This is a genomic window from Stenotrophomonas sp. STEN035 (assembly GCF_056759935.1).
The window spans coordinates 1-24,813 of sequence record NZ_JBRRDY010000007.1 but is presented as its reverse complement, the minus strand read 5'-3'; the positions used below and the strand labels follow the sequence as shown (position 1 = coordinate 24,813).

Annotated in this window: 21 protein-coding genes and 1 pseudogene; 14 read left to right on the top strand and 8 right to left on the bottom strand. The window is 63.3% G+C overall.

The window, feature by feature from the left end; genetic code table 11:
• Positions 1–45: 45 nt before the first annotated feature.
• The gene (locus tag ACVOLL_RS05190; protein WP_481511919.1) at positions 46–2,412 is read right to left on the bottom strand and encodes a DNA translocase FtsK; all 2,367 of its coding nucleotides are present in this window, start codon (positions 2,410–2,412) and stop codon (positions 46–48) included.
• A 289-nt stretch (positions 2,413–2,701) separates the two neighbouring features.
• On the opposite strand from ACVOLL_RS05190, the gene trxB reads away from it, so the two are divergent.
• The 5 genes from trxB (at position 2,702) to infA (ending at position 6,774) form a co-directional block, all read left to right on the top strand.
• Positions 2,702–3,670: a thioredoxin-disulfide reductase gene (gene trxB, locus ACVOLL_RS05185; RefSeq protein ID WP_481511918.1), complete on the top strand. Its 969-nt coding sequence runs from the start codon at positions 2,702–2,704 to the stop codon at positions 3,668–3,670.
• A gap of 23 nt (positions 3,671–3,693) precedes the next feature.
• The gene (locus tag ACVOLL_RS05180; RefSeq protein WP_481511917.1) at positions 3,694–4,587 is read left to right on the top strand and encodes a metallophosphoesterase; all 894 of its coding nucleotides are present in this window, start codon (positions 3,694–3,696) and stop codon (positions 4,585–4,587) included.
• Entirely contained in the window at positions 4,584–5,726 is a 1,143-nt protein-coding gene (locus ACVOLL_RS05175) for a GNAT family N-acetyltransferase (RefSeq protein ID WP_481511916.1), read from the top strand. The genes ACVOLL_RS05180 and ACVOLL_RS05175 overlap by 4 nt, the downstream gene beginning before the upstream one ends.
• Complete coding sequence (gene aat / locus ACVOLL_RS05170; protein ID WP_481511915.1) at positions 5,723–6,457, top strand: leucyl/phenylalanyl-tRNA--protein transferase; 735 nt, start codon at positions 5,723–5,725, stop codon at positions 6,455–6,457. Before ACVOLL_RS05175 ends, aat begins: the two co-directional genes overlap by 4 nt.
• A 98-nt stretch (positions 6,458–6,555) precedes the next feature.
• Entirely contained in the window at positions 6,556–6,774 is a 219-nt protein-coding gene (gene infA / locus ACVOLL_RS05165) for a translation initiation factor IF-1 (protein WP_005409596.1), read from the top strand.
• Between the two features lie 345 nt (positions 6,775–7,119).
• On the opposite strand, the gene clpA is transcribed toward infA, so the two are convergent.
• Positions 7,120–9,399, bottom strand: coding sequence for an ATP-dependent Clp protease ATP-binding subunit ClpA (gene clpA, locus ACVOLL_RS05160; RefSeq protein WP_481511914.1), 2,280 nt, complete (start codon positions 9,397–9,399; stop codon positions 7,120–7,122).
• A 323-nt stretch (positions 9,400–9,722) separates the two neighbouring features.
• Positions 9,723–10,043 carry an ATP-dependent Clp protease adapter ClpS gene (gene clpS / locus ACVOLL_RS05155; protein WP_282272346.1) on the bottom strand — a complete coding sequence of 107 codons (321 nt, stop codon included), beginning with the start codon at positions 10,041–10,043 and terminating at the stop codon, positions 9,723–9,725.
• A gap of 104 nt (positions 10,044–10,147) precedes the next feature.
• Here clpS and ACVOLL_RS05150 point away from each other — a divergent pair, with 104 nt between their 5' ends.
• The 6 genes from ACVOLL_RS05150 (at position 10,148) to ACVOLL_RS05125 (ending at position 14,491) form a co-directional block, all read left to right on the top strand.
• Positions 10,148–10,624 carry a hypothetical protein gene (locus tag ACVOLL_RS05150; protein ID WP_481511913.1) on the top strand — a complete coding sequence of 159 codons (477 nt, stop codon included), beginning with the start codon at positions 10,148–10,150 and terminating at the stop codon, positions 10,622–10,624.
• 2 nt (positions 10,625–10,626) lie between these two features.
• Complete coding sequence (locus ACVOLL_RS05145; protein WP_481511912.1) at positions 10,627–11,091, top strand: NUDIX hydrolase; 465 nt, start codon at positions 10,627–10,629, stop codon at positions 11,089–11,091.
• On the top strand, positions 11,088–12,209 hold the full coding sequence (mnmA, locus tag ACVOLL_RS05140; RefSeq protein ID WP_481511911.1) for a tRNA 2-thiouridine(34) synthase MnmA: 1,122 nt from the start codon (positions 11,088–11,090) through the stop codon (positions 12,207–12,209). Before ACVOLL_RS05145 ends, mnmA begins: the two co-directional genes overlap by 4 nt.
• Before the next feature lie 9 nt (positions 12,210–12,218).
• Positions 12,219–12,833 (top strand): high frequency lysogenization protein HflD, encoded by a 615-nt coding sequence (hflD, locus tag ACVOLL_RS05135; protein WP_481511910.1) that lies wholly within the window; start codon positions 12,219–12,221, stop codon positions 12,831–12,833.
• 126 nt (positions 12,834–12,959) lie between these two features.
• Positions 12,960–14,159 (top strand): methyl-accepting chemotaxis protein, encoded by a 1,200-nt coding sequence (locus ACVOLL_RS05130; RefSeq protein WP_481511909.1) that lies wholly within the window; start codon positions 12,960–12,962, stop codon positions 14,157–14,159.
• Between the two features lie 77 nt (positions 14,160–14,236).
• Positions 14,237–14,491, top strand: a complete 255-nt coding sequence (locus ACVOLL_RS05125; protein ID WP_481511908.1) for a hypothetical protein — start codon at positions 14,237–14,239, stop codon at positions 14,489–14,491.
• Positions 14,492–14,838: 347 nt separating this feature from the next.
• Here ACVOLL_RS05125 and ACVOLL_RS05120 read toward each other — a convergent pair whose 3' ends face one another.
• Complete coding sequence (locus ACVOLL_RS05120; RefSeq protein WP_481512024.1) at positions 14,839–17,613, bottom strand: bifunctional diguanylate cyclase/phosphodiesterase; 2,775 nt, start codon at positions 17,611–17,613, stop codon at positions 14,839–14,841.
• A 428-nt stretch (positions 17,614–18,041) separates the two neighbouring features.
• Between ACVOLL_RS05120 and ACVOLL_RS05115 the strand changes: the two are divergent.
• Positions 18,042–18,995 (top strand): annotated as a pseudogene (locus ACVOLL_RS05115) (sensor histidine kinase); the annotation flags it as partial.
• A 20-nt stretch (positions 18,996–19,015) separates the two neighbouring features.
• Positions 19,016–20,746, top strand: a complete 1,731-nt coding sequence (locus tag ACVOLL_RS05110) for an EAL domain-containing protein (RefSeq protein WP_481511907.1) — start codon at positions 19,016–19,018, stop codon at positions 20,744–20,746.
• A gap of 224 nt (positions 20,747–20,970) precedes the next feature.
• On the opposite strand, the gene ACVOLL_RS05105 is transcribed toward ACVOLL_RS05110, so the two are convergent.
• The 4 genes from ACVOLL_RS05105 to flgA all read right to left on the bottom strand — a co-directional run bounded on the left by ACVOLL_RS05105 (position 20,971) and on the right by flgA (position 23,623).
• Positions 20,971–22,164, bottom strand: coding sequence for an ATP-binding protein (locus tag ACVOLL_RS05105; protein WP_481511906.1), 1,194 nt, complete (start codon positions 22,162–22,164; stop codon positions 20,971–20,973).
• 114 nt (positions 22,165–22,278) lie between these two features.
• Positions 22,279–22,617, bottom strand: a complete 339-nt coding sequence (locus tag ACVOLL_RS05100) for a flagellar protein FlgN (RefSeq protein WP_481511905.1) — start codon at positions 22,615–22,617, stop codon at positions 22,279–22,281.
• Complete coding sequence (gene flgM / locus ACVOLL_RS05095) at positions 22,614–22,916, bottom strand: flagellar biosynthesis anti-sigma factor FlgM (protein WP_481511904.1); 303 nt, start codon at positions 22,914–22,916, stop codon at positions 22,614–22,616. Before flgM ends, ACVOLL_RS05100 begins: the two co-directional genes overlap by 4 nt.
• Before the next feature lie 62 nt (positions 22,917–22,978).
• Positions 22,979–23,623: a flagellar basal body P-ring formation chaperone FlgA gene (gene flgA, locus ACVOLL_RS05090; protein WP_481511903.1), complete on the bottom strand. Its 645-nt coding sequence runs from the start codon at positions 23,621–23,623 to the stop codon at positions 22,979–22,981.
• A 114-nt stretch (positions 23,624–23,737) separates the two neighbouring features.
• Here flgA and ACVOLL_RS05085 point away from each other — a divergent pair, with 114 nt between their 5' ends.
• A complete protein-coding gene (locus ACVOLL_RS05085; RefSeq protein ID WP_481511902.1) occupies positions 23,738–24,694 on the top strand; it encodes a chemotaxis protein in 957 nt (318 codons plus the stop codon).
• Positions 24,695–24,813 lie beyond the last annotated feature (119 nt).

The following is a 24,813-nucleotide window of genomic DNA, read 5'->3' as shown; positions in this document are numbered from 1 at the left end:
CAAACTGAATGGGCGGCAATCAATCGCTGAATGCCGCCCATTCGTTCAGTGCTTGGGCGGCGGCGGAGCCAGCACGGTGCGGTCGCCGTTGTGCTCGGGCGCGGTGACAACACCGGCCGCTTCCATTGCCTCGATCAGGCGCGCGGCGCGGTTGTAGCCGATCTTCAGGCGACGCTGCACGCCGGAAATGGACGCGCGGCGGGTTTCGGTCACGATGCGCAGGGCTTCGTCGTACAGCGGATCGGACTCGTCGCCGCCGCTGCTACTGCTCTCAGGCAAGCCGTTGGCACCGACCACTATGCCATCGCCCATGGTCTGCACTTCGTCCAGCACACCCTCGATGTAGTCAGTGGGCCCGCTGGCCTTGAGGTGCTCGACCACGCGGTGCACTTCTTCGTCGGAGACGAAGGCGCCGTGCACGCGGTCCGGCATGGCCGTACCCGGCGGCAGGTACAGCATGTCGCCGTTGCCCAGCAGCGCTTCCGCGCCGGACTGGTCGAGGATGGTGCGGGAGTCGATCTTGGAGCTGACCTGGAAGGCGATGCGGGTCGGGATATTGGCCTTGATCAGACCGGTGATCACGTCCACCGACGGGCGCTGCGTGGCCAGGATCAGATGGATGCCGGCCGCACGTGCCTTCTGTGCCAGGCGCGCGATCAGCTCTTCGACCTTCTTGCCGACGATCATCATCATGTCGGCGAATTCGTCGATGAAGATGACGATGAACGGCAGCGGTTCGAGCGGACGCGGCGCCTCGCCCATCTCCGGGTTGGGCTTGAACAACGGGTCCATCATCGGCTGGCCAGCGTCGATGGCGTCCTTAACCTTCTTGTTGAAGCCGGCCAGGTTACGCACTCCGACCGCGCTCATCAGCTTGTAGCGGCGCTCCATTTCGGCCACGCACCAACGCAGGCCGTTGCCGGCCTCCTTCATGTCGGTGACCACCGGGGCCAGCAGATGCGGGATGCCCTGGTAGACGCTGAGCTCCAGCATCTTCGGGTCGATCATCAGCATACGCAGGTCTTTCGGGCTGGCCTTGTACAGCAGGCTCAGCACCATCGCGTTGACCGCAACGGACTTGCCCGAGCCGGTGGTACCGGCCACCAGAAGGTGCGGCATGCGCGCCAGGTCGGCCACGCTGGGGCGGCCGGCGATGTCCTTGCCCAACGCCAGGGTCAGCACGCTGGCCGACTTGTCGTATTCCTTGGAGCGCAGCAGCTCGGACAGGAAGATCATCTCGCGGGTGACGTTGGGGATTTCCAGGCCAATCACCGACTTGCCCGGAATCACGTCAACCACGCGCACCGACTTGACCGACAGGCCGCGCGCGATGTCCTTGTCCAGCGAACTGATCTGGCTGACCTTGATGCCCGGCGCCGGCTCGATTTCGAAACGGGTGATCACCGGGCCCGGATAGGCGCCGACAACTTGCGCATCGATGCGGAAATCCTTGAGCTTGAACTCGATCTGCCGCGACAGGGTTTCCAGCGTCTGTTCGTCGTAGCCCTTGGCCTGCGGCTTGGGATCGTCGAGCAGGGCCAGCGGCGGGATGTCCGAGCCGTCGCCGTTGACGCCCTGGAACATCGGAATCTGCGTCTCGCGCTTGGCGCGGTCACTCTTCTCGATCACCGGTGCCGGACGCGGTTCGATCTTCACCGGCTCGCGCTTGGCGCGTACCTCGGCGTCCACCTTGCGCACTTCCTCGCGCTCTTCACGTAGCACTCGGGTCTGCTGCCACTCATTGGCCTGTTCTTTCTTCTTGTTGAGCAACGGGCCCAGGGCCAGCACCCACTTGCCGATCTTCTCCATCACCGCGAACCACGACAGCCCGGTGGCCAAGGTGATCGAGGTCAGCAACAGCACCAGCAGGAACAGATTGCTGCCCACCGGCCCAAAGCCGGTCTGCAGGGACTTGCCGACCAGCACGCCCAGGCCGCCACCTGCGCGGGCGACGTCGCCCGGCGGCAGACGCAGGTACAGGAAGCCGGTGGCACCAATCAGGAAACCGACGATGCCGACCAGACGCAGCGCCGGGCCCAGATCATCCTGGCCGCGCTCATCGGTCTTCTTCAGGCCGAACATGGCGATCCATGCGACCGCAGCCAGCATCACCGGGATCAGGTAGGCCACGTAGCCGAACAATTGGCGCAGCACATCGGCAATCCAAGCGCCGACCTTGCCGCCCATGTTGTGGACGGGCGCAACCACCGAGCCCGACTGCGACCAGCCCGGATCGGCAGGCGAATACGTGAACAGACTGGCGAGCAGGTACAGCAGCGCCGGCGCAATCGCGATCAGCGCCAGATCACGCCACAGCTTTTGTCGACGCGGATTGTCTACTGCAACTGCCGACTTGCGCGCTTCAGCGGTAGCCTTGGGGCTCTTGTCGCGTTCCGGGACCTGTTTCGCCACCTTTGACCAGACCTTAAAAATGCACGGTTAGTGATTGATATTAAACGACAGATCGTCGGGTTTCACCCAATTACAGCGCAGTGCGGTACGGCTGACAGACAGAAAACGTCAAAAAGCCGCCAGACAGAGGCGGCGGCAATGCGGGAAACAGCAGAGTTGTGTGCAACGGGCCGCGCAGTTCCATTCACGTGCCTTGATTCACCGAGGTCGGACCGCCACTCTATTGGCTTGCCCGGACAGCTGCGGACTGCCGCGTTCGGGCCACCAATCCTGACTTTCGCGAGTATACATGAGCACTTCCAGCCTCCCGACCAAGCACTCCCGCCTGTTGATCCTCGGCTCTGGCCCCGCCGGCTGGACCTCTGCGGTCTATGGCGCGCGCGCAAACCTGAAGCCGCTGGTCGTCACCGGCCTGCAGCAGGGTGGCCAGCTGATGACCACCACCGAGGTCGACAACTGGCCGGGCGATGCCCACGGCCTGATGGGTCCGGACCTGATGGCGCGCATGCAGGCGCATGCCGAGCGCTTCGAAACCGAAGTTGTGTTCGACCACATCCATACCGCCGACCTGTCCAAGCGCCCGTTCACCCTGACCGGTGACAGTGCCCAGTACACCGCCGATGCGCTGATCATCGCCACCGGCGCCACCGCCAAGTACCTGGGCATTCCGTCCGAGGAAGCCTTCAAGGGCCGCGGCGTGTCGGCCTGCGCCACCTGTGACGGCTTCTTCTACCGGGACCAGGATGTGGTCGTGGTCGGCGGCGGCAACACCGCTGTCGAAGAAGCGCTGTACCTGTCCAACATCGCCCGCAAGGTCTACCTGGTCCACCGCCGCGACACCTTGAAGGCGGAGAAGATCATGCAGGACAAGCTGTTCGCCAAGGTCGCCGCCGGCAAGATCGAAACCGTGTGGCACCACCAGGTCGACGAAGTGCTGGGCAATGACGCTGGCGTCACCGGTGTGCGCGTGAAGTCCACCATGGACGGCAGCACCCGGGATATCGAAGCCCATGGCTTCTTCGTCGCCATCGGCCACCAGCCCAACACCGAGCTGTTCACCGGCCAGCTGGCAATGAACAACGGCTACCTGGAAATCCGCTCGGGTCTGGGCGGCAATGCCACCATGACCTCGGTCGAAGGCGTGTTCGCCGCCGGCGACGTCGCCGACCAGCACTACCGCCAGGCCATCACCTCGGCCGGTTTCGGCTGCATGGCCGCGCTGGATGCCGAGCGCTTCCTGGACGAAAAGGGCGCCTGAGCGCCCTGCCCCACTAGCCCGGCATGGACAAGGTATTGATCAAACAGCTGCTGTTCCATGGCAGCTGGTTGGTTTTTCCTGCCATGGTCTGGCTGCTATGGCGGTGGCGCAATCCGCGCCACCGGCCGGTGCTTGCGGTGCTGCTGCTCGGCTGCGGCGTGTTCGTCTGGGCACGCTTCATCGAGCCGCAGATGATCGTGATCAGGCACACCACACTGGAAGGTACCGGCACCGCTACACGTATCGCGCTGGTCAGTGACATCCACCTGGGCGTCTACAAGGATCGGCGCTTCCTTGAGCGACTGGTGAAGCGCATCAACGATCAGGATGTCCATGCGGTGGCGATCGCCGGCGACCTGACCTACGAGCCGCAAGGCCTGTCGCTGCAGGAGTTGTTCGCGCCGCTGGCTGACCTGCGCGCGCCTGCGTTTGTGGTGCTCGGCAACCATGACCAGCAACAGCCCGGCCCGGACATCGACAAAGCCTTGCGTGCCGCACTCGCCGCGCACGGCATGAACGTCATCGAAGGACGTCTACTCAGGGACGCCGACGGCGTGAACTGGGCCGGCCTCGGAGACCGCTGGGCAGGCCGGGATGACGCGCGCTTCCTGCTCGGGGGCGAGGCACTGCTCGGCCCCACGATTGTCCTTGCCCATAACCCCGACAGCGCCATGCAGGTGTGCGCTGGCAATGTGGCCGTCGTGCTCGCCGGGCATACGCATGGCGGACAGATCCGCATCCCCTGGCTGTACCGCAAGGTCATTCCGAGCGCTCATGGCTTCGATCGCGGTGAGCAGGTGATGCAGGGCGCCTGCGGTCCGATACGTGTTTTCACCACCAGCGGTACCGGAGAGATCGGCCTGCCATTGCGCCTGTTCAACCCACCCGTCATCGATGTACTGACGTTGGAACCATGAACCTGCCTTTGCAACTTCGCGTCCTGCCCAGCCTTGCAGCATTGCGCGCCGCGCAGTGGGATGGCCTGCATGACGGAAGCAACCCCTTCATCAGCCACGCCTTTCTCAGCGGGCTGGAGCAGCATGGCTGCCTGCGCCCGGAATGGGGCTGGCAGGCCCAGCACCTGAGCCTGTGGCGCGACGACGAACTTGTCGCCGCCGCACCGGGTTACCTGAAGCAGAATTCGCACGGCGAGTTCGTGTTCGATCATGCTTGGGCCAACGCGTATGCACGCCACGGTCTGGAGTACTTCCCAAAATGGCTGTGCGGCGTACCCTATTCGCCGGTCACCGGGCCGCGCTTGCTGGCCCGTTACGACGCTGATCGGCAGGCATTGATCGAGGCCATCGTGCGCCATGTGGAGGACAACGACTTGTCGTCCGCACATATCAATTTCCATCTCGCCGATGAAGACCCACTGTTCGGCGCGCAATGGCTGCAGCGCGATGACGTGCAGTTCCAATGGCAGCGCCAGCCGGACTGGAAGAACTTCGATGACTTCATCGGCGCGATGGATCACAAGCGGCGCAAGAACATCCGCCAGGAGCGCGCCAAGGTTGTCCGCGCCGGTATCAGCTTCGTCGTGCGCCACGGCGATGAGGCCAGCGCGGACGAGTTGCGCGCAATGCACGGCTTCTATCTGCAGACCTTTGCCGAGTACGGCAACGCACCGGCACTGACCTTGGCCTTTCTGCGCCACATGGCCGCGCAGATGCCGCGTCAGCTGGTGTTGTTCCTGGCGATCCAGGATGGTGAGCCGATTGCAGGCGCGCTATGCCTGCGTGGTACCGATACGCTGTACGGGCGCTATTGGGGCGGCGCCACCCTGCCCGGCCTGCACTTCGAGACCTGCTATTACCAGGGCATCGAATATTGCCTGCGCGAAGGCCTGCAGCGCTTCGAGCCCGGCGCGCAGGGCGAACACAAACTGGCACGCGGCTTTCTTCCGACACAGGTTCGCAGCCACCATTGGCTTGCCCATCCGCAGTTCCGCGAGGCGGCACGCGACTGGTGCGGCCACGAGCGCGAGGATGTCGCGACCTATTCCGCAGACCTGATGCGCCACTCGCCCTTCAAGCAGGAAGATCCATCGCAATGAGCAACAAAGGTCCGTTCCTGCTGGACAGCGCCAGCGATGCGCCGTTCCCGCCCGCCGAGCTGGCCTTGCAGGAGCCTGATGGCCTGCTTGCGATTGGCGGTGACCTGAGCCCGGTGCGGCTGCTCAATGCCTATGCCGGCGGCATCTTTCCATGGTTTTCCGAGGGCCAACCGCTGCTGTGGTGGTCACCGGACCCACGCATGGTGCTCCGCACCGATCAGGTCCACCTGTCCTCGCGCTTCCGGCGCGGGCTGCGCAAAAGCAACTGGACGGTGCGCGCTGATACAGCGTTTTCCGAGGTCATGCAGGCCTGCGCCTTGGCGCCGCGTCCCGGCCAGGATGGCACCTGGATCACCGCCGACATGCACAAGGCTTATGTCGCCCTGCACCAGCTCGGCTACGCGCATTCGGTGGAGGTGTTTGATGGCGAAGCGTTGGTTGGCGGCATCTATGGCGTCGCCATCGGCCAGATGTTCTTCGGCGAAAGCATGTTCAGCGGCCGCAGCGGCGGCTCCAAGGTGGCACTCGCGGCCCTGGCCAGCACCCTGGCCGAGTGGGGCTGGCCATTGATGGATGCACAGGTGGAGAACCCGCACCTGCTGCGGATGGGCGCCGAGCATCTGCCACGCACAGTGTTTCTGGAAAGCGTGCGCCAACTGGTCCAGCAGCCCAGCGATGCAGGCAGTTGGACGCGCAGATTTGGCGAACTGGCCGCCTCGGCGTTGGCCTGAATGCTGGTGCTTAACGCAAACTTTGCATCCTTGGCCGCGACAGCGTAAAATGCCCGCCCTTAGGCCCATTGGCCGTCCGCAGAACCGCACAGGACTACATGTCGAAAGACGACTCCATTGAGTTCGAAGGCACCGTCAGCGAGACGTTGCCGAACACCACGTTCCGTGTTCGCTTGGAAAATGGGCATGAAATCATCGCCCACATCTCCGGCCGCATGCGCAAGAACTACATCCGCATCCTGACCGGTGACCGCGTCAAGGTTGAGATGACGCCGTACGACCTGACCAAGGGCCGTATCACCTACCGCATGAAGTAATGCGGTAAGTCGAGCGTTAGCAGAAAGCCAGCCTTCGCGCTGGCTTTTTCGCGTGGCCAAGATTCCCTGTAGTGCCGAGCCATGCTCGGCAGAGGCGTTCCCAGCAATGCCCCTTGTAGTGCCGAGCCATGCTCGGCAGAAGCGTTCCCGGTAATGCCCCATGCCGAGCATAGCTCGGCACTACAGAGGCAACGAAGCCCCCCTCCCCAACCCTCCCCTGCGCCTTCGGCACAAGGGAGGGGGCGTGGAGCACAAACAAAAACCCCGCATCGTTTGATGCGGGGTTTTTGTTTGTGCCGAAAAAATCCCGGCTTCGCGGTTTACACCGCTCCTACAAGAGTGTGGTTACACCGTCGCCGGCAACAGGTGCTCCGGCTCGGACTCGGTTTCCACGATCAGCTCACCGTCGCGCACGTCGATGCTGACCTTGCCGCCGTTCAACAGCTTGCCGAACAGCAGCTCGTCGGCCAGCGGACGCTTCACCTTGTCCTGGATCACCCGGTACATCGGGCGTGCCCCCATGTCGGCGTCGAAGCCGTGGTGGGCCAGCCATTCGCGCGCGGCCGGGGTGGCCGACAACGAAACGTGCTTGTCCTGCAGCAGCATTTCCAGCTCGATCAGGAACTTGTCCACCACCCGCAGGATGTGATCAAAGCCCAGCGGCTGGAACTGCACCACCGCGTCCAGGCGGTTGCGGAACTCCGGAGTGAAGCTCTTGCGGATCACTTCCATCGCATCGGTGGCATGGTTCTGCTTGGTGAAGCCGATCGAGCGACGCGCCGCCTGGGTGGCACCAGCATTGGTGGTCATCACCAGGATCACGTTCTTGAAATTGGCTTCACGGCCATTGGTGTCGGTGAGCACGCCACGATCCATGACCTGCAACAGGATGTTGAAGATGTCCGGGTGCGCCTTCTCCACCTCGTCCAGCAGCAGCACGCAGTGCGGGGTCTTGACGATTTTCTCGGTCAGCAGACCGCCCTGGTCAAAGCCGACATAGCCCGGAGGCGCGCCGATCAGGCGGCTCACCGAATGCGGCTCCATGTACTCGGACATGTCAAAGCGCACCAGCTCGATACCCAGCTGCAGTGCCAGCTGGCGGGTCACCTCGGTCTTGCCGACGCCCGTGGGGCCGGCGAACAGGAAGTTGCCGATCGGCTTGTCCGGACTGGCGAGACCAGAACGCGACAGCTTGATCGCTGAAGCCAGCGATTCGATACCCTGGTCCTGGCCGAAGATCACCATCTTCAGATTGCGCTCAAGGTGCTGCAGCACATCCTTGTCGGTGGCGGTGACCTGCTTGGCCGGGATCCGCGCCATCTTGGCGACGATGGTCTCGATCTCCTCGACGTCGATACGCTCCTTGCGCTGCCCTTCCGGCAACAGGCGCTGACGCGCACCTGCCTCATCGATCACGTCGATGGCCTTGTCCGGCAACAGGCGATCAGCAATGTGCTTGACCGACAGGTCCACTGCCGCCTGCAGGGCATCGTCGGCGTAGGTCACGCCGTGGTGTGCTTCGTACTTCGGCCGCAGGCCCTTGAGGATCTCGTAAGTCTCGCCCACGGTGGGCTCAACGATGTCGATCTTCTGGAAGCGGCGCGCCAGGGCACGATCCTTTTCGAAGATGCCACGGTATTCCTGGAAGGTGGTCGAGCCGATGCAGCGCAGTTCGCCCGAGGCCAGCGCAGGCTTGATGAGATTGGACGCATCCATGGTGCCGCCGGACGCCGAGCCGGCACCGATGATGGTGTGGATCTCGTCGATGAACAGCACCGAGTTGGGTATCTTCTTCAGCGCGGTGATCACACCTTTCAGGCGTTTCTCAAAGTCACCGCGGTACTTGGTGCCAGCCACCAGCGCACCCAGATCCAGCGAATAGATCACCGCATCGGCAAGCACATCCGGCACTTCTCCGTCGACGATGCGCTTGGCCAGGCCTTCGGCGATGGCGGTCTTGCCAACGCCGGCTTCGCCGACATAGAGCGGGTTGTTCTTACGACGACGACACAGTACCTGGATGGTGCGCTCGATCTCATCGCGGCGCCCAACCAGCGGATCGATCCGCCCGGCCTTGGCCTGTTCGTTGAGATTGCTGGCGAACTCGGTCAGGGAATCACCCTTGCCTTCGCCATCGCTGCCCTCGGCCCTGCCCTCGCCTTCAAGTGGGGAAGACATTTCCGGGTCATCGCCACTCTTGCCCACGCCATGGGACAGGTAATTGACCACATCCAACCGGGTTACGTCCTGCTGGTTGAGGTAATAGACGGCGTGCGACTCTTTTTCGCCGAAGATAGCGACCAGCACATTGGCGCCGGTGACCTCCTTTTTGCCGGAGGACTGTACGTGATACACGGCCCGCTGCAGTACCCGCTGGAAGCCCAAGGTTGGCTGGGTGTCACGGCCATCGTCCTCGGCCAGCAACGAGACCGAGGCATTGATTGCCTTCTCGAGTTCGCGGCCCAGTCGTTCCAGGTCCGCGCCACAGGCTTTGAGCACGGCCTGCGCCGACGCATTCTCCAACAACGCCAACAGTAGATGTTCAACCGTCATGTACTCATGACGGGCTTCTCGGGCGCGCTTGTAGCACTGACCAATGGTCTGCTCGAGGTCTTTACTGAACATAAGGCACTCCGGTTGCGGTTGGAGACAATATGCGGCCTGACGACGATTTTTCCAGCACCTTAATGACGAAGATGTAGACAACGCACCCGCAATCTCAGCAAATCGCCCATACCCGTGAATCCTGCATTCAGTTTCGACGGAAGAACAGGGGGTTGGAGCCGGATTGCGGGCACCAAGCGAAACGCTTCGTTCTGCCACCTCCGACTCCCGTGCACCGGCACACCTGCAGTTTTACAGCAGACCAGCGGCCACTGCGGCACCGATGCTGATAACCGTGCCGCATGGGCAAAGAGCGGGGCGCACTGTCGGCGCCCAAGGCAGGCTCAGGCCCGCTCCATCGTGCACATCAACGGGTGCTGGTTCATGCGCGAGAACTCGTTGACCTGGGCAACCTTGGTCTCGGCAACTTCGCGGGTATACACACCACAGATGCCGCGGCCGCGGGTATGGACGTGCAGCATCACCTGGGTGGCCTTGTCCATATCCATGGAAAAGAAGCTCTGCAGGACGGTCACCACGAAGTCCATCGGGGTGTAATCGTCATTTAGCAGCATCACCTGGTACTGCGGCGGGGGCGCAACCTCGGGCTTGCCGGGCGCTACCAGCAGGCCGTGTTCGCTGTCGTGTTGGGTCTTCTGGGACATCTGTCGATTATAGCCGTTCCAGGTGGCTGTCTTTTGACCATTGGACGCCGGCCCCCTCGCCCCCGCACAATTTACCGGCTAACCATCCATTCCTTGGGGAAAACATGAAGAAGTCTGTACTCAGCATCGCCTTGCTGGCCCTGGCCACGGCTGCCACCGGAAGCGCCTTTGCCGGTGAGCCGGACCGTGCTGTCGGCCGCGTGCTCGATACGCTCAAGTACAAGTATGAAGTGGACAGCGATGGCGACTACCAGCTGGTCTTTGAAATGGATGACGACCGTACCCAGCTGGTGTACGTGCGCTCCAATGTCGAGACCTACGGCAGCCATCACGTCCGCGAAATCTGGTCGCCGGGCTACAAGTCCGATGGCCCGCAGTTTCCGGCACTGGTTGCCAACCGCCTGCTGGAAGACTCCAACGACTCCAAGCTCGGCGGCTGGGTAAAGCAGGGCGAAATAGCGATGTTCGTGGTCAAGGTTGATGCCAATGCCAGCGCAGAGGTGATTTCCGATGCCATCGACGCTGCCGCCAAGAGCGCCGATGCGATCGAACTGGAAATGACGTCCAAGGACGAGTACTGAGCGTGAATGCTTTGCAGTCCCAGCGATGGGCGCCACATGTGACCGTGGCCACCGTGGTCTCCCGCGCAGGGCAACTGCTGCTGGTAGAGGAAGAAAAAAGCGGCCGGAGGGTATTGAACCAGCCGGCCGGCCACCTCGAGCCAGGCGAAAGCCTGCTTGAGGCGGCCGTGCGTGAAACCCGCGAAGAAACCGGCTGGGACGTGCGCCTGACCGGTTTCATCGGCAGTTATCAGTGGACAGCTGCCGATGGCACGCCGTTCCTGCGCTTTGCCTTCGCCGCCGAGCCGCTGCAGCATCACCCGGAGCAGACGCTGGACGCCGGCATCGTGCAGGCGCTGTGGATGAGCCCGGTTGCACTGCAGGCCGACATGGCGCGACTGCGTAGCCCGCTGGTCTGGCATACGATCTCCGACTGGCTGGCCGGGCAGCGTTACCCGCTTTCGATCGTGCGACAGGTGGCACCGTGAGCAATCCCAATATCGTGGTGGGCGTTTCCGGCGGCGTGGATTCGTCGGTGGCCGCACTCACCCTGGTCCAGCAAGGCCTGGATGTCGTCGGCTTGTTCATGCAGAACTGGGCTGACGATGGCAGTGGTCATTGCCGCGCCGAAGATGACCGCCGCGACGCGGTGGCGGTCTGTGGGCGGCTCGACATTCCGTTTCATTTCCGCGATTTCTCCAACGAATACTGGCAGGGCGTGTTCGAGCACTTCCTGGCCGAATATGCGGCCGGCCGCACGCCCAACCCGGACGTGCTGTGCAACCGCGAGGTCAAGTTCAAGCACTTCCTGGACGCCGCGCGCGAGCTGGGCGCCGAGCGCATCGCCACCGGCCACTATGCCCAGGTCGACCACTCCGGCGGCCGCTGGCGCCTGCTGCGCGGTGCCGATCGCGGCAAGGACCAGAGCTACTTCCTGCACCAGCTGGGCCAGGCCCAGCTGGCAGCCACCCTGTTCCCGATCGGGCACATGGAAAAGAGCGAGCTGCGCCGCATTGCCCGCGAGGCTGGCCTGCCCACCCATGCCAAGAAAGACTCCACCGGAATCTGCTTCATCGGTGAACGCGATTTCCGCGAATTCCTTGGTCAGTACCTGCCGGCCCGCGAAGGTGAGATCCAGGACCCCGATGGCCAGGTTATCGCCCGTCACCCCGGCGTGTTCTATTTCACCCTGGGCCAGCGCGAAGGCCTGAACATCGGCGGCGTGCGCGGCCGCCCTGCCGCACCTTGGTTCGTGGTCGGCAAGGACGTGGCACGCAATATCCTGTACGTCGACCAGGGCCATGACAGCCCGTGGTTGCAATCCAACTGGCTGCGCAGCGAAGCCATGCACTGGATTGCCGGCACCCCACCCGCCCGTGAATTCGAATGCACCGCGCAGACCCGCTACCGCCAGCCGGACGAAGCCTGCACCGTGAAGGTGCGTGATGACGGTACGCTGGACGTGCATTTCGCTCGCCCGCAACGCGCCGTTACCCCCGGCCAGTCGCTGGTGCTGTACGACGGCATGGAATGCCTGGGCGGCGCAGTAATCGCCGGCACCGATGCACCCCTGGAGCGCCGTTTGGCTGCCCCTGTTTCCCCTTGAGAGATGACCATGACTTTTTCCATCGATGACCGCGTACTCGCCTTGGCTGGCATTGCCCAGGCCTTGCAGCAGGTGCGCCGCATCGCAGAAACCGGCCATTCGGAAAGCGCCGTGGTGCGCACCGCAATGGACAGCGTGCTGCGTATTGATGCCAGCTCGCCCGCTGCCGTGTACGGCAGTGCCACCCAGGTTGAGCCTGGCCTGCGCCTGCTGCGCGATTACTTCCGCAACCAGGGCAAGGACGATCTGCTGCCACGGCTTGCGCTGTCGGTGATGCAGCTGGAACGCCGCTTCGTGCGTGAAGGCGCCACGGTCGACAAGGTTGAAGCCGGCATCGAGCGCGCCGCCAGCATTGCCCGGGAGCGCGGCGACAGCTGCCACCCGGACGTACTGAGCGCGATGGGCGCGTTGTATGCGGACACCATCAGCCAGCTCAAGCCGAAGATCATGGTGCAGGGCAACCCGCACTACCTGGGCCAGGCAATGGTGGTATCGGAGATCCGTGCGCTGCTGCTGGCCGCAGTACGCTCGGCGGTGCTGTGGCGCCAGCTGGGCGGCGCGTACTGGGATTTCCTGTTCTCGCGCAAAGCCATGCTCGAAGCCATCGAGCGCCGTCTTCGCTGATTTTCTAGGCCCGCAATCGCATGGGTTGCGGGCCTGCATCGCAAAACCTCCCGGGATTCACGCCAGTGGGCTAAAGACACCCTGCCCACTGCCGATACTGCATTCGTGACTCTCCCGAGAACGTCCATGTATTCACGTATTGCAATCCGTTTGGCAGCCCCGCTTGTCCTCACCCTTCTGGTTGTGGTCGCTGCCGCCCTGTCCTGGCCCTCCGCGGCCCTGTGGGCGATCCTGACCACCATGGTGCTGAGCTGGCTGGTGTTTGCCTGGTGGAGCGTGCATTCGCAAAGCCAGCGCTCGCCCGAGCACGCCAAGGTATTGAAAGAGCAGGACCAGCTGCTCAACGAGCTGCGCAGCTTTGTCAGCAACGAAATCGATGGCTCGCGCAGCGAGATCGAGCGCGCCCGTGAGCTGATCCGGCAAGCCGTCGGCGGGCTCGGTGGCAGCTTCGATGCGATGAGCCGCAAGTCACGCCAGCAGAGTCAGGCGCTGGCCCGCATCGTTGACCGCGCCGGTGACGAGGGTGGCGGTGGCAATGGTGGCGTCGACGTCGCCCGTTTTGCCCAGAACGCCAGCCATCAGATGGAACAGCTGGTGGAAGCGCTGGAGCAGGTCAGCGGCCAGAGCAGCAACACCGTGCAGCACATCGACCAGATGGCGCAGCACCTGGACGGCATCTTCGCCCTGCTCGAAGACGTCAAGTCGATCGCCGACCAGACCAACCTGCTGGCCCTGAATGCCGCCATTGAAGCCGCGCGTGCCGGCGAAGCCGGTCGTGGCTTCGCCGTGGTGGCCGACGAGGTGCGCAACCTCTCCGAGCGCTCCACCACCTTCAACGAGCAGATCCGCAAGCTGGCGCACAGCTCCAAGGACGCGATCGCCAAGGTGCGGGAAACCGTCACCCACATGGCCTCGCGCGACATGGACCGCTCCCGCGAAGCGCGCCACGAAGCCGCCTCGATGCTGGACAGCGTGGCTGCGATCAATGCCTCGCTGGGCGACGGCATGCGCGAGATCTCCGAATGTGGCCGCGCCATCGACGGCAGCGTCGCTGAAGCCGTGCGTGCCCTGCAGTTCGAAGACATCGCCACCCAGGCCCTGGGTGGTGCACATACGCATCTTGACCGTCTTGGCGCGATCAACCGCGAAGCCGTCGCCTTGCAGGAACTGCTGCATCGTAACGGCGGCGTGTTTGACGGCGAAATGGTCAGCGCGCTGCAGCGCACCGGCAGCCGCCTGCGCGAAATGCGCGTGGAATGGGAGCGCCCGCCGCACAAGCCGGTGTCCCAGCAGAGCATGGGCGCAGGCACGGTGGAGTTGTTCTGATTTCCCCCTGCACCCGTTTTGCATCGAAGCCCCGGCCCTTGCCCGGGGCTTTGCTGTTGCTGCAAGCGCACTGATATATGCTGACACCCCGCTCCACCGCCAACAGCAATGCCGAGCCAGCAGCGCAGTCTGATGACGCCATGCCTCCATCGACTACTACCGCCAAAGACAGCTCGTTGAGCCGCCGCGAACAGCTCGCACTGCTTGAACAGCGTGCGCAGCAGGAGCTGCTGGAGCTGCGAGCACGGCGCGACCAAGCCCAAAGCCCTGGCCGCGCCGAGGACGTCGATTGGCTGACAACCTGCATCGACTGGGACCTGTCCGTTTCCTGAGCCCCCCTCAAGCTGCGCTTGGCCGGGCTACACATCCGCGCGCACCGTGGTCCTTCTGCGGGAGCGGCGCAAGCCGCGAAGCAAGCACAGCATCAGTTCTCGACCTGCAAGCAGCGCCAGCGTCGCCGCTTACGCTGCTCCCACAGACAAACAGCATGGCGGCCCGGGCCTGCGCGCGCTCCACGCTTTTTGTGGGAGCGGCGTAAGCCGCGAAGCAAAGACATCATCAGATGAAGGCCTGTCCCCATTGCCAGCTTCGCGGCTGACGCCGCTCCCACACGCAAAGACAAAGAAAAAGCCCAGCTGCGGATCACGCAGCCAGGCTTGGTTGTCTGCTTTGCCGACCGTCAGTGCGTAGCGCTGATCGTCGAGATCGAGCCCAGGCTGGGCAGTTCAAGCAGCTCGCCCGGGCCGCTGCGCAGCCACTGCACCATCTCGCGCGGACGCAGTGGCCGCGAGAACAGATAGCCCTGCAGTTCGTCGCAGCCCTGCTGGATCAGCATCGTCGCTTCGGCAGGGGTCTCCACGCCTTCGGCCACCACCAGCATGCCCAGTGCGTGGCCCAGATGCACGATGGCCTGGGTAACCTCGGCGGTACCGACATCGTGCAACATGCCCTGCACGAAGCTGCGGTCGATCTTCAGCCGTTGCACCGGAAAGCGATTCAGATAGTGCAGGTTCGAGAAGCCGGTACCGAAGTCGTCCACAGCAAGCGGAATGCCGTGCTGTTCGAAGACATCAAAGCACTGGCGTAGCGCATCGGTATCCCTGATCAATGCCGACTCGGTCAGCTCCAGCTCCAAGCGTTGTGGCGGCCAGCCATACTGCTGGCAGATGCTGACAACGCGCTCGGCGAAGCCGCGATCACGTAGCTGCAATGCCGACACGTTGACTGCAATACGCTCGAACTTCAGCCCGGCCTGCTGCCAGACCACAGCTTGCCGGCAGACTTCCTGCAGCACCCAGTCACCTATATGGATGATCTCGCCGCACTTCTCGGCAATCGGAATGAATTCGGCCGGGCTGCATGAGCCAATCCTGCCACTGTTCCAGCGCAGCAACGCCTCGATCGAGGGCGTTGCATCGCCATTGGCGTGCACCAAAGGCTGGTAGACCAGGCTGAACTCGTCGCGCTCGACCGCACCATGCAGCGCATGTTCGATCTCGACCCGACGCTGGGTCCGCGCCAGCGCATCCTGGCTGTAGTACTGGTAGGTATTGCGGCCAGCCTCTTTGGCAGCGTGCATCGCTGCATCGGCGGCACGCAGCAGGCTGTCGAAGTCGTTGCGCCCTTCGTCAAGCAGCGCGATACCGACGCTGGCGCCAACCTTCAAGGTGACATCCTCGCGGTAGAGGGGCTCGGCCAGCGAGGCAATCAGCTTGCGCGCCACATGCCCGGCGTCATCCGGCTCAACCAGGTTACGCAGGATCACGATGAACTCATCGCCATTGAAGCGGGCGAACAGATCGGCGTTGCGCAGGTTCTGGTGCAGGCGTGCCGCAGCGGCTTTCAGCAACATGTCGCCGGTGGCGTGACCAAAGGTGTCGTTGATGCTCTTGAAGCCATCCAGATCAATGAACAGCATTGCGAGGACGGCACCGCGTTCGCGCGCCTCGATGATCGCTTCGGAACCCTGCTCGCGCAGCAGCATGCGATTGGGTAAGCCGGTCAGCAGGTCGTAATGCGCCAACAGTTCCAGCCGCTCATCGGCCTCGCGTTCGCGGGTGATATCGCGGAACAGCACCACGAAGCGCTCAGGCAGGCCATCGCGTTGATCGAGTTCGATCAGCACCTGCACCCACACCCGTTGTCCGGAGGGGCGGTAGAAACACAGATCAAGCTGCTCGGGAAGCCCGCCTTCGGCGATGCGCAGCAATGCCGACTCAAAGTTGTCGCGCGAGTCCGGCATGTACAGGTCCAATGCCTGGTCCAGGGTCACCGGTGCCTTGCGCAGGCCATGGATGCGGTAGCACTCCTCGGTCCATTGCATCGCACGGGTGCTGACCTCGATCTCGCAACCGCCAATACGGCCCAGCGCGGACACCCGGTTCAGCAATTCCGTACGCCAGCGTATCAAGGCATCGGTACGGCGCTGATTGCTGATGTTCTGCACCTGCCCCAGCACCCGCTGCAGGCCGCCGGCACCGTCGTAGTCAAGCTCCACCCAGATACGCAGCTGCTGCTGGGTCACCGGGTCGCGACCCCAGGTGATATCGAAGCTGCCACCTTTGGCCTCATCCAGCAGACGCCGCCAGCTGCAGAACAGATGCGTGCGTGCCTCGCTGGCAAGGTTGCGCAACCACTGCCGGCCGGTAGGTAGTGCGGCATCGCTCCAGCCAATGGCAGCGGCGAATTCCTCCGACCACTGCACGCGCTTGCGCTGCGGCTCCCACACCCAGCTGCCCATGCCGGCCACACGCTGCGCGCGGCGTAGCAAGGCCTGCTGCGAGCGCAGTTCGTCCTCCAGCGATTTCTGTTGCTGGATGTCGGTATAGGTGCCAACCATCCGCAACGGCTGGCCATCGCCAGCGCGGGTGACTACCTGACCGCGGTCCAGCACCCAACGCCAACTGCCATCAGCCTGACGCAGCCGAAACTGGCAGGCAAACGGCACCTGCGGGTCATGCAGGTGTGCGGCAATGGCTTGACGCAGCAGTAGCTGGTCTTCCGGATGCGCTTCATCAAGCAGGCCTATGCCGGGCTGCGTGGCATTGGGGGCATGCGCCGGGCTGGCGCGGGTAACCGAATCGCTGACGATATCCCAGTCCCACAAGCTATGACCTGCCGACTCCATTGCCATCGCCCAACGGGCGTTGCGCGCCTCGGTGTCGCTGGCCACGGAATACAGGTAGCCCAGCGGAGTCGCGGAGGGCGATTGGACCACACTGAGCCAACCGTCCAGCCGCTGGCCTGCCCCCGGTAGTGGGCAGGCCACTGCCTCGTGTTGGTCCAGCCGTTGGCGGATACCAGCAAGTTGCGAGCAATAACGTGACAAGCGTTCGGGCAGGCCAAGCTCCCTGGCCATGCCATTGGCGGCCAATGGTTGCCCGTCCGTGTCCAACAGCACGACGGCCGCGTTCAACGGATGACGAAGCAGGCTAGCTATGACGCCGCGATCCACGCGATCTATCTCCATGCCCGACAAACCGGGTACCCATTCGATAACGGCAGCGACGCGGCAGAATTGAGCACTTCGTCGTGCGCTCTGTGCACAAGCCGCTAAACTGGGGCGACGCTTGTCCGAAACCACCTCTCATCATGCAAGCCGATCCGGTATCTTCCGCTCCACCCGTGCCCGTCGCGCTCCTGCGGCGGCGCGCATGCACGCTATGGCTGCTGGCTGTGGCCGGTTTTTTGGCGGCTGGCATGGCGGTATTGCTTGCAACGGACGCGAATTCGGTCGGCTGGCGGGCGCAAAGTGTGACGACGATCGCGATGGCGATTTGTGCGACGTTGGTTCTGCTCTGGTGGCAGCTCCGGCCTTTGAAACCGGCAGCCCGCCTCGGGCAGCAATTACCTGCCGAATTCGGGGAGCTGGCGGCGCTGCTGCCTGATGGGGTACTGATTTCTGACGGCGATACGGTGGTCTATGCCAATCCAGCTGCAAGCAGCATTCTGGGCATTGGCGGCGGCCGCGGCGATACCACCGCGCAGTTACTGGCCGGCTTGAGCGCACATGATCCGCGGTCTAAAAACAGCGAACTGCCGGTGCAACTATGCCGGATAGGTGGCGAGCCGTTCCACGCCATGGTGATCACCCAGCAGCTGCAACATGGGGATCGGACCTGCCAGCTTTTTGTCATTCGTGACTTGAGTGAGCTGGAGCACGGCAGGGTTGCCTTGGCCGCCAGCAACAGCGAGTTGCAGGCCATGGCGGGCCGCTTGTTCTCCTTGCAGGAGGATGAGCGCCGCTCGATCTCACGCGATCTGCATGACGATATCGGCCAGGCCATCACCGCGATGAAGCTGGCCGCCTGCGCCGCTCGCGATGAAGACAACAAGCCACGGCGGCAGGACGATATCGACCAGATCGTCGAGCTGGCAGACAGCACGGTCATCAAACTGCGCAATCTTTCGATGCTGCTGCGACCGCCACAGCTCGATGCCCTTGGCCTGGAAGCTGCTCTGCGATGGCAGGCCGGGCTGCTGTTCCGCTCCACCGACGTGGAGTTGCTGCTGGACGTGGATGCGCTGCCGCGCCGGCCCAGCAACGAGGTCGAGCAGGCCTGCTTCCGGATTGCCCAGGAAAGCCTGACCAATGCACTGCGCCACGCCTGCGCCAGCCAGGTATCGCTGTCGCTGCGTGACGGCAGCAATGGCGATCTGCACCTGCAGGTAGTGGACGATGGCGAAGGCTTTGATCCGGCGGGTCCACGCGGACTGGGCATGATCGTGATGCGCGAGCGTGCCCAGAGCGCCGGCGGCAGCTTGCATATCGAAACTGCGCCGGGGGCCGGCACCCGTATTGATCTGCGTTTACCCTACGCAATGGACGCACAGTGACCCCCAAAGGACCCCGCCCGATGTGGAATGCCAGCCCCTCTTCGCTTGGTGACCGCAATGACGCGCGCCCTGCCCGGCTGGGCGCTGGCAACCCTGAGCTCGCCACCCTGGTGGACGCCGCCAACCGTACCGGCACATCGTTGATGCTGTTGCATCTGGATATCGACCACTTTGCCTCGGTCAACGAGAACATGAGTGCCGAGGTGGGTGATCAGGCCCTGATCCTGATTGCTGAACGTCTGCGCGGATTTCTCGGCGAACGCGGCAAGCTGTGGCGCCACGGCAGCGATGAATTCCTGATCGCGGTACCTCGCGGCAGCCAGACCCCTGCACCGGAGGACTTCGCCGAGCAGGTACGCCAGCAGATCGAGCTACCCCTATCGGTACTGCCCTACACCCTGTTCCTGACCGCCAAGATCGGGGTTGGCCTCTGCCCGGAGCATTCCAATACCGCCACCGGAGTGCTGGATCTGGCCGAAGACGCCCTGCATCAGGCCGGCCGTGAAGGCGGTAATGCCGTGCACGTGCACGTGCTGCACAAACCCAGCAGCGCCCACAGCGAGAGCATCATCTCGCGGCAGCTGGTGGATGCCATCGACAACGGGGAACTACGCCTGCGCTACCAGCCCTTGGTCAGCGCCCGCGATGGCCACGTCATGGGCATGGAGGCGTTGCTGCGCTGGCAGTCCCCTACCCTGGGCATGCTGGTCCCCGAGCGCTTCATGCGCACCGCCGAGCGGTTGGGCATCATCGTGCAGATCGGTGCCTGGGTACTGGAAACCACCTTGCGTCAGGCCAAGGTCTGGCGTGATCAGGGCTTCGATGATTTCAACGTAGCGGTCAACGTGTCGACCCTGCAGCTGCTGCGCCCGAACTTCTTCACCGAAGTGATGGCGATGCTGCAGTCCATCGGCGTGCCGGCACGCATGCTGACCCTGGAAATCAACGAGAGCGCGCTGACCAACAACGTCAACTTCGTTCACGAGACTTTGGCCAACCTTCGCAACGAAGGCATCAGCCTGTGCCTGGACAACTTCGGCACGGGCGACTCGAGCTTGAGCGCGCTGGTCCGTTATCCGGTGGACAAGCTCAAGATCGACCGCAGCTTCATCAAGAGCGCACCTGCCGCAAACCGCGAGGCTGCGATCAGCCGCGCCATCATCGCCATGGGCCACCAGCTGGGCATGACGGTGATTGCAAACGGCGTGGAATCGCAGGCCCAGCTCGGTTTCCTGCGTCGCAATGACTGCGATGTATTCCAGGGCTATCTGTTTGGCGAACCGATGTCGGCCGACGCCGCTGGCATGACCTTGCGTCGACGCTACCTGCGGCCGGAAGCGTTCGCCGAGACCCGCCCTGACCGCACCTTGTTGCTTCTGGACGACGAAGAAAACGTGCTGCGCTCATTGGTGCGCCTGTTCCGTCGCGATGGCTATCGGATCCTTGCCGCCGGCAATGTGCGTGACGCCTTCGATCTACTGGCGATCAATGACGTACAGGTAATCCTGTCCGATCAGCGCATGAGTGATATGAGCGGCACCGAGTTCCTTGGCCGGGTAAAGATGTTGTACCCGGACACGATCCGCTTGGTTCTGTCGGGCTATACCGACCTTAACACCGTCACCGACGCGATCAACCGCGGCGCCATCTACCGCTTCCTGACCAAACCATGGAATGACGACGACCTGCGCGAACACATCCGCCAGGCCTTCCGTACCCATGATGAAAAGCAGGGTGTGGGGGCTTCGTAAGCAACGGCCGGGTCGTTTCGGCTTTTGTGGGAGCGGCGTAAGCCGCGAAGCCACCAATGGCTAAACCGCTATCCGTGCAATGCAATTGCACGATGCGTCGATGAAGGGCTACCTGCCGGAGATCTACACCCGCAGGTACTACGAGGACTGACACTTCATCAGCTTCGCGGCTTACGCCGCTCCCACAATCCTGCGGCACCACAATTCGGCAGCCGCGCAGCCGATCATTTCGGCTGGCGGATCGGTAGCACAATGCGGAAGCAGGAGCCCTCGCCTACCGTGCTGTCCAGGTCGATGCGGCCGTGGTGCTTGTTGATGATGCCGTAGGAGATCGACAGACCAAGACCGGTACCGCTGCCGACCGGCTTGGTGGTGAAGAACGGGTCGAAAATGCGCTGGCGCAGTTCCGGCGAAATGCCTGCACCGTCATCCTTGAACTCCACCCAGACTTCATCACCGCTGACACCTGTGCTGACCACGATATTGCCGCGATCGGCAATGGCATGACCGGCATTGAGCAGCAGGTTCATATAGACCTGGTTGAGCTCGGACGGCAGGCACTCGATCATCGGCAGTTCGCCGTAGTGACGCTCCAGCGTGACCTTGTACTTGAGCTCGTTCCAGATGATGTTGATGGTCGATTCGAGGCCGGCATGCAGGTCGACCAGCTTCCACGACTCGTCGCGGCCGGAGTACGAGAAGTCTTTGAGATCGCGCACGATGCGGGTCACCCGCTCGATGCCTTCGCGTGACTCGGCCATCAGCTGCGGCAGGTCCCGGCTGATGAAATCGATATCCAGACGGTCACGGATATCGTCGATTTCGGGAATCAGCGCCTTCGGGTCAGGTGCGCGCAAGGCGCGCTCGTAGGCCTCGATCACCGTGAACAGGCTGCGCAGATACTCCTGCAGGCTGCCCAGGTTGGAGTGGACATAGCCGATCGGGTTGTTGATTTCGTGCGCGACGCCTGCAGCAAGCTGGCCGATGGAGGCCATCTTCTCGGACTGCAGCAGCTTCTCCTGGGTGCCGTTCAAGCGCAGATAGGCCTGACGCAGCTCGGCATGACGCTGCTGCAACTCGCGCTCGTAGTCTTCTGGGCCGTCGATATGCTGGAACAGGGCCAGAAACGCCTCGCCAGCCTCATCACTGTGATGGTGCAGATGCAGGGTGATGACCCGCTCACCGACCGGCAAGCTGCCAATCCAGCTGCCCGAATCGCGGGCCTGCGACAGCGCGAAAGGTGGCAACAAGGCTTCAAGCTGGCGGCCAAGATCAACGCTGCCAGGACCGTCCACGCCAAACAACTCGCGCACGAGGCCATTGGCGATGCTGACTTCGAACTTGCCGCTGAACACCAGCATACCGTGCTGGACGCGCTCACCGAGGGCTCGCAATGTGGCCGCCGAGGGGGTTGGCATGAGAATGCTGCTATCGAACTGGGTCACGGCGGTCGGTACAAACTTGGGAACAGACCGCCACTATAGCTGGATGTGCGTATTCGATCGCGGCACTGGCGCCGCATTTGCTACAGGTCAGGCAACGGCCAGCGGCCGCCGCGCATGCACGGTTTGCGCCTGCCCCTTGGCATCGTAAGAAGGCGCGTTCTCGCTGCGGCCCAGCTGACGAAGAGCCCAGTTGATCTCGCGACGACGGCGCGCCAGCAATACGCCATTGGCGTGGTTGCGCTCGGCCAACTCCTTGAGCTTTTCTGCCTCATGCAGCGGCGGCTGTCGTTCCAGCTCGCGCAGGGCATCCAGCTTTCTGCCGGTGGCTGCTACCAGGGCCGGCACGTCGTGCTCGGCCAAGGCGCGTTGTTCGCGGTCAAGCGCTTCGCTCAGGCGCTGCAACGGGTCGCCCATGGAGAGGTTCATCCCTGCAACTGCTGGTCCAGGCCCAGCATGCGCGTGGCGATGGCATCGGGATTGATCTTGTAGCTACCGTTTTCCAGCGCCTCGCGCACCGCTTGGACGCGGGCCTGGTCAATGGCCGGGGCGGCGCTCAGCTCGCGCTGTACGGCCTGCAGTTGGGTAGCCTCGCCGGTCAGGCGCACGCTGTCGGCAGCCTCAACGGGCTTGGGCTTGGCATCGCCTGTGGCGGCCACTTTGGTGTTGATGGCCACGCTGCGCAATTGCGCTGCGGCCGGTATACCACCGTCGATTTTCTGGCTCATGTGATGGAGTCCTGATTCGGTTCAAAAACGATAACGGCGGCACTGGGTGTTTCTTTAGCGATTTATCGGCTGACCAGCACGTCGCCGGCAGGGGTGGCAATTCCCTGCATCACCCGGCGTGAAGACAGGTTCTCGACCGAGACCCGCTCACCCTCACCCGCATCCCCCAGCGCCTTGCCCGCCATCCGCACTTCTACCCCGCCCCGGCGCGACACCAGGGCGACATTATCGCCACGACGCACGGTGCGAGGTGCAACCAGATCTGTCGCCGACAGCAGGCTGCCGGCGCTCAAGGCGCGCCGAGCGACCCGGCCAACGGCCGCCTCCGGCTTCAACAGCACGGCACCGGCCAAGCGCGCGGTATCGCGCTTCACGCTGCTTATATCGGCCGCAGCCAGGGTTTCTCCAGCGGCTATGCCGCGCGCCAAAACCAGCACCTGCTGCTCGCGGCGGACCTTGACCGGGACGAACAAGCGCCAGCCGCCTGCCTGTGGGCAGGCGACCTCGACCGTGGTGTTGGCGGTAACTTTGGCCTGCAACGGCTGCGCGCAGGCGGGCAAGCGTAGGTTGGCGTCGAGATTGGCTTCCCCGCTCTCGCCTGCCGTCAACGTGGCCAATGCAGCAGCACGGATGGTTTCCACCGGCTGGAACGCGGTGGCCCAGGCCAGTGAAGGCAGCAGCAGACAAATAGAAAGGAGTAAGCGCATCGGCGGCAGCCACCCGGCTCTGGAATAGTTCGATGAATCACAAAGCAAGTGCCGTGCCAGTCCTGGCCAAGGCGGACACTCAAGTTGTCGCCACCTGCCGCCGATACAGCATTCATGTCACAAGACCTGCTCAACAGAATTGACCAGCGCACCCGGCTGGCCGGCCATAACCGCCTTGCTCTGCTGCTGTTTCGCCTTGGCGGACGTCAGCTTTTTGGCGTGAATGTCTTCAAGGTCCAGGAAGTGCTACGTCGCCCGGCATTGTTCCAGGTGCCAGGGTTGCCGACCCAGTTTGCCGGCGTGGCCGACGTTCGTGGCCGCTCGGTCCCGGTGCTGGATCTTGGCTTGGCTATCGGCCACCCCGAGCGCGAACCAGAAGCGGACACAACGCCGGGCTACCTGGTGGTGACCGAGTTCAATCGTTCGGTACAGGGATTTCTGGTCAGCGGGGTTGAGCGCATCGTCAATATCGCGGTGGAAGATATCCACCCGCCGCCGGAATTGGGCGCTGAATCGACGTATTTGACCGCAGTTACCCGCTTCCAAGGCGAGTTGATCCAGGTGATCGACGTGGAGAGCGTGCTCGCCGATATAGCCCAGGTGCGTAGCGAGGCGGTGCTGGATCCATCCATGGCACTGCCAGCCGACGCGCCGCCGATGCAGGTGCTGGTGGTCGATGATTCGCGTGTAGCCCGCCAGCAGATCCGCAGCGTGCTGGACCAGTTGGGGGTCAGCGCCACCCTGCTGTCCGATGGCAAGCAGGCACTGGAACACCTGTTGCAGATCCATGCTTCGGGTGAGAACCCGGCTGAGCGCTACGCGATGGTGATTTCCGATATCGAAATGCCGGCGATGGACGGCTACACACTGACGACGGAAATCCGCCGCCATGCGGGGCTGGCCGGCCTGTACGTGCTGCTGCATACCTCGTTGTCTGGCGTGTTCAACAACGCCATGGTGGAGCGTGTGGGTGCCAATGCGTTTGTGGCCAAGTACAGCCCGCATGAGCTGGCTGATTTCGTGTTGCAGCGGCTGCGCCATGTGGCTGAGACGCAGTACGCGTATAGCTGAGCCTGGCTTCCTGTAGTGGGGGGCGGCGCGCCAGCGCGCCGCCCCGCCGCAGCCCTAAGGACCAGCAGGGCCCCGGAACCTCGCGGGGGACAGACGGGCGGCGGTAGCGGCGTCGTGGC

Excerpts from the sequence above, each read along its gene's own strand:
- trxB (WP_481511918.1), top strand. The coding sequence starts at position 2,702 with ATGAGCACTTCCAGCCTCCCGACCAAGCACTCCCGCCTGTTGATCCTC.
- ACVOLL_RS05105 (WP_481511906.1), bottom strand. The coding sequence starts at position 22,164 with ATGCCAACCCCCTCGGCGGCCACATTGCGAGCCCTCGGTGAGCGCGTC.
- flgM (WP_481511904.1), bottom strand. The coding sequence starts at position 22,916 with ATGAGCCAGAAAATCGACGGTGGTATACCGGCCGCAGCGCAATTGCGC.
- ACVOLL_RS05100 (WP_481511905.1), bottom strand. The coding sequence starts at position 22,617 with ATGAACCTCTCCATGGGCGACCCGTTGCAGCGCCTGAGCGAAGCGCTT.
- ACVOLL_RS05110 (WP_481511907.1), top strand. The coding sequence starts at position 19,016 with ATGTGGAATGCCAGCCCCTCTTCGCTTGGTGACCGCAATGACGCGCGC.
- ACVOLL_RS05180 (WP_481511917.1), top strand. The coding sequence starts at position 3,694 with ATGGACAAGGTATTGATCAAACAGCTGCTGTTCCATGGCAGCTGGTTG.
- ACVOLL_RS05150 (WP_481511913.1), top strand. The coding sequence starts at position 10,148 with ATGAAGAAGTCTGTACTCAGCATCGCCTTGCTGGCCCTGGCCACGGCT.
- ACVOLL_RS05125 (WP_481511908.1), top strand. The coding sequence starts at position 14,237 with ATGCTGACACCCCGCTCCACCGCCAACAGCAATGCCGAGCCAGCAGCG.
- flgA (WP_481511903.1), bottom strand. The coding sequence starts at position 23,623 with ATGCGCTTACTCCTTTCTATTTGTCTGCTGCTGCCTTCACTGGCCTGG.
- clpS (WP_282272346.1), bottom strand. The coding sequence starts at position 10,043 with ATGTCCCAGAAGACCCAACACGACAGCGAACACGGCCTGCTGGTAGCG.
- infA (WP_005409596.1), top strand. The coding sequence starts at position 6,556 with ATGTCGAAAGACGACTCCATTGAGTTCGAAGGCACCGTCAGCGAGACG.
- ACVOLL_RS05175 (WP_481511916.1), top strand. The coding sequence starts at position 4,584 with ATGAACCTGCCTTTGCAACTTCGCGTCCTGCCCAGCCTTGCAGCATTG.
- ACVOLL_RS05130 (WP_481511909.1), top strand. The coding sequence starts at position 12,960 with ATGTATTCACGTATTGCAATCCGTTTGGCAGCCCCGCTTGTCCTCACC.
- clpA (WP_481511914.1), bottom strand. The coding sequence starts at position 9,399 with ATGTTCAGTAAAGACCTCGAGCAGACCATTGGTCAGTGCTACAAGCGC.
- aat (WP_481511915.1), top strand. The coding sequence starts at position 5,723 with ATGAGCAACAAAGGTCCGTTCCTGCTGGACAGCGCCAGCGATGCGCCG.
- hflD (WP_481511910.1), top strand. The coding sequence starts at position 12,219 with ATGACTTTTTCCATCGATGACCGCGTACTCGCCTTGGCTGGCATTGCC.
- ACVOLL_RS05085 (WP_481511902.1), top strand. The coding sequence starts at position 23,738 with ATGTCACAAGACCTGCTCAACAGAATTGACCAGCGCACCCGGCTGGCC.